This is a genomic window from Ectopseudomonas oleovorans, assembly GCF_003052605.1.
Taxonomy (GTDB): Bacteria; Pseudomonadota; Gammaproteobacteria; order Pseudomonadales; family Pseudomonadaceae; genus Aquipseudomonas; species Aquipseudomonas oleovorans_A.
Window position 1 is genome coordinate 7656 of record NZ_QASO01000076.1, and the last position, 4147, is coordinate 11802.

Genomic DNA, 4147 nt, shown 5'->3' on the forward strand with positions numbered 1-4147 from the left:
AGGTCTTTACCGCAACCGGCACTGGGTGGAGAACGCCTTCGCCCGGCTAAAGCACTACCGGGCGGTGGCATCTCGGTTCGACAAACTCAAGAAATTACGAAAGCGTCGTGGCCATGGCCTGTGCCTTTCTCTGGTTACCTATGTGAAACGGCAACAGCCCCTAACAGGGACATAGCCTTTTTTATTCGCTAAGCCGCCCTTGTTTGGACCAAAAGGCAAATCGGCGGACGTAAAGACCAATATTCCATTGGGTTGGCAAGGCGTGCGCCATTGCGTGCCGTAACCTGACCATCCGGCGGACGGCTGATAAAACGCAGCAACGACAAAACGCAGGCGTCACCGGGGATTTCCCGCACCAGCGTATGCCTGGACAAGTGCGAAACGGGCAAGTTCGCGTCTGCTGCCTCCCCTGTGATACCGGCTCTACAAGGTACTGGAAGCATGCGCCATCTCGATCTACAGGTTGTCAGCCAGGCGCTCGACTGGGCCCGTGCCGGTCGTGCATTGTGGTTCTGTACAGTCCTCTCGACCTACGGCTCGGCGCCGCGCGCGCCGGGGGCGATGCTGGTGGCCTGCGCTGCTGGCGAGCATGTCGGCTCGCTCTCCGGCGGTTGTGTCGAGGAAGAGTTCCTCGCCAGCCTGGCCCGTGGCGAGCTGCGCGAGCCGGCGCAGATTGTCCGCTACGGCGACAGCGCCGAGGAGAGTCGGCGCCTGCGTTTGCCCTGCGGTGGGGTGCTGGTGGTGCTGGTGGAACACCGCGCGCCCAGCGCCGAGTGGCTCGAGCACCTGCAAGCCCTGCAGGCGGCCTTGCTCGGTCAGAATCGCCTGGTGCGTCATGTCGACCTTGGCAGTGGTGCGCTGCGCCTGGATCCGGACGCCAGCCAGGGTAGCGAGCGGGTGCACATCGTCGATGAAAGGGTGCGCATTCATGTCGGCCCGGTGCTGCGCCTGATTCTTGCCGGGCTGTCCCCGGTGGCCGAAGCCTGCGCCGCTTTTGCCTGCGCTATCGGCTGCGAGGTGATCGCCTGTGACCCCCGTGAGGAAGTCGGGCACATCGTACTCGACGGCGTAGAGATGCAGCGCGTACTGCCCTCGCTGTTTATCGCTGCTGGCGGCTGCCACGCCGCCACCGCAGTGGTGGCGTTGACCCACGATCCGCGTATCGACGACCTGGCCCTAATGGAGGCGGTGCGCACCCCGGCGTTCTACATTGGCGCCATGGGCTCGCAGGCCACCTCGGCCAAGCGCGCCGAGCGGCTCAAGCGCGTTGGCGGCCTGTCCGACGAGCAGATCACGCGCCTGCACATGCCCATAGGTCTGGATCTGGGCAGTAAGGCGCCGGCGGAAATAGCGCTGGCGGTAATGGCCGATGTCCTGCGCGTATACCACGGCAAGGCGCGTCATGCCTTGTGATCAGGTCATTGCGCTACGACTAAGAAGTACTTGTGCGCCAAGCTGAATTAGTCAAATAATCCTCAGCCGCGCTATCGAGGCTACTCAGGACATCCGGGGTTGTATGGCCAAGATTGCTGTCCAGCGCTGCGGTAACTCGATGGCGATAGCGGTGAGCAAGCGGCGTCCTGCATGAGTGTCGACGTGGAGGATTCAGGTATCCACCAGGATATCGATACGCCTGCCGACCTCCGGCTAACCCCCTCGGGAAAATATTCTAAGACGGCGCAGATAGAACCAAGCGCTGCGGACAACGCTCATCCAGTAGATGAGGGAGAACTGCCTATGTCGGTTGCACAACGCGTATTTCATGGCAATTTCGGCCGAGTTGCCTTGTTGAACATGAATAAACCCTTGGTCATGCATACCCACTCGGAATGCCATGTGCTGGTGAAAGTGGCGGGTGACGACACCTTCTTCAACGTCCGTGGCCGTCAGGTGCCGCTGACCGACCGCAATGTGGTCCTGGTCAACGCCTGGGAACCGCATTATTTCGATTATCAGGCAGGTGCCGGCAATACCTTGATTCTGGCTCTGTACATCGAGCCGGCCTGGCTGGCCACCGCGCAACAGTCGCTCGCCTTGAGCAGTCGTCCAGACTTTTTTGCGCAATCCTCCATGGAACTGAGCACGCAAAACCGCAATCTGGCGGATCGCTTGATTGCTGAAATGCACAGCCCTGGCCTGGTTCCACAAGAGCGTATCGAGTTTTACTTGTTCGACTTCCTCATCCAACTGATCGAAGACTCCTCGCAGTGGCGGCATCTCTGTCGGATGGGCGTTCGTACTGTCAATGACTACCGCGACGCGCGGGTGCGCAAAGGTACCGACTATTTGCTCAATCACCTGGATGACCCGGCGCCAATCGACAATGCGGCCAAAAGCTGTGGTCTGTCGCGCGCGCACTTCTATTCCCTGTTTCGCAAGGACACCGGCATGACCCCCAATCTGCTGCTCAACGCGGCGAGGATGCGGCGTGCCTTTTCCTGGCTCGACAGTGAGCGCAGTGGCACCCTGGGCTTGCTTTCCGAGTCGTTGGGGTTCTCCGAGCAGGGGCATTTCACGCTTTTCTTCAAGCACCATATCGGCGCCTCGCCGAGCCAGTACCAGCGGGTAGTGGACAGTTACCCGCACTCCTGAGCCATGGATCCTTGGCAATTGCCGGAGCCCAGTGCACAGGGTTCTTGCATTGAAGCGAGTGGCTGCTGCCGGTCGTGGCCGGCCAAAGATGACCAGGGCCGGCGGTGCACACCGCGCTGGATCGTGTCGCCCGAGCGCCGAACAATAGCCTCGAGTAAGCAGCTGAAAAACCAAACCCCGCCACCGTTACCGGTGGCGGGGTTTTCTTTTGATCATCGTCCCTCGCGGCTGAAGCGGAATGCCGCCCAGCCGCTCCTACAGATGCAGTCTTCGCGTAGGAGCGGCTTCAGCCGCGAATTGCTGCTTACACAGCGCTACGCACCTGCTCCCAGGTCAGGTCCAGACACTTGCGCGCCTTTTCCACCAGCTCGTCGATCTCCGCGCGGCTGATCACCAGCGGCGGCGCAATGATCATGGTGTCGCCCACGGCGCGCATGATCAGGCCGTTATTAAAGCAGTGGCCGCGGCAGATCATGCCTACCGCCTTGTCACCCGGATAACGTGTGCGCGTCGCCTTGTCCTGCACCAACTCGATGGCACCAAGCATGCCGACGCCGCGCACTTCGCCCACCAGCGGGTGATTCGCCAGCTCACGCAGACGACGCTGCAAATACGGTGCCGTTTCCGCTTTAACCCGCTCGACGATGCCTTCCTCCCTGAGAATGCGCAGGTTCTCCAGGCCCACCGCAGCGGCCACCGGGTGGCCGGAATAGGTGAAGCCGTGGTTGAAGTCGCCATGCGCCTCGATCACCTCGAACACCTTGTCGCTGACAATCAGCCCGCCCATCGGCACGTAGCCACTGGTGAGGCCCTTGGCGATGGTCATCAGGTCAGGTTTGAGGTCGTAGTACTGGCTGCCGAACCACTCGCCGGTACGGCCGAAACCGCAGATCACCTCGTCGGCAACGAACAGGATGTCGTACTTGCCGAGGATTTCCTTGATCCGCGGCCAGTAGGTTTCCGGCGGGATGATCACACCACCGGCGCCCTGGATCGGCTCGGCGATAAACGCTGCAACATTTTCCTCGCCCAGTTCGAGAATCTTCTTCTCCAACTGGTCGGCAGCCCAGATGCCGAAGGCCGCCGGGCTCATGTCGCCACCTTCACCGAACCAGTACGGCTGCGGGATATGGGCGATGCCCGGAATCGGCAGGTCACCCTGCTCGTGCATGAACTTCATGCCACCAAGGCTGGCGCCGGCCACGGTGGAGCCGTGATAGCCATTGTCGCGACCGATGATGATCTTCTTCTGCGGTTGGCCTTTGCATGCCCAGTAGTGGCGTACCAGACGCAGCATCGTGTCGTTGCCTTCCGAACCCGAGCCGGTGAAGAACACGTGGTTCATGCCGGCCGGCGCCAGCTGGGCAATTGCATGGGCCAACTCCAGCACCGGTGGATGGGCGGTCTGGAAGAAGGTGTTGTAGAACGGCAACTGGCGCATCTGCGTAGCGGCAGCTTCGACCAGCTCCTCGCGGCCATAGCCGACGGCCACGCACCACAAGCCGGCCATGCCATCGAGGATCTTGTTGCCCTCGCTGTCCCACAGGTGCACGCC

Annotated in this window: 3 protein-coding genes; 2 read left to right on the forward strand and 1 reads right to left on the reverse strand. The window is 61.4% G+C overall.

What is annotated here, in order from left to right:
• The first annotated feature begins 441 nt into the window (after positions 1–441).
• Together DBO86_RS13055 and DBO86_RS13060 are read left to right on the forward strand one after the other, a co-directional pair.
• Complete coding sequence (locus DBO86_RS13055; RefSeq protein ID WP_003461270.1) at positions 442–1413, forward strand: XdhC family protein; 972 nt, start codon at positions 442–444, stop codon at positions 1411–1413.
• A gap of 324 nt (positions 1414–1737) precedes the next feature.
• Complete coding sequence (locus tag DBO86_RS13060; protein ID WP_003461267.1) at positions 1738–2592, forward strand: helix-turn-helix transcriptional regulator; 855 nt, start codon at positions 1738–1740, stop codon at positions 2590–2592.
• Positions 2593–2896: 304 nt separating this feature from the next.
• Here DBO86_RS13060 and DBO86_RS13065 read toward each other — a convergent pair.
• Positions 2897–4147: aspartate aminotransferase family protein (locus tag DBO86_RS13065; protein WP_108233885.1), on the reverse strand; the 1251-nt coding region annotated here is incomplete at its 5' end.

What these genes read in the sequence shown, in the direction of transcription:
- DBO86_RS13055 (WP_003461270.1), top strand. Translation starts at nt 442, where the DNA reads ATGCGCCATCTCGATCTACAGGTTGTCAGCCAGGCGCTCGACTGGGCC.
- DBO86_RS13060 (WP_003461267.1), top strand. Translation starts at nt 1,738, where the DNA reads ATGTCGGTTGCACAACGCGTATTTCATGGCAATTTCGGCCGAGTTGCC.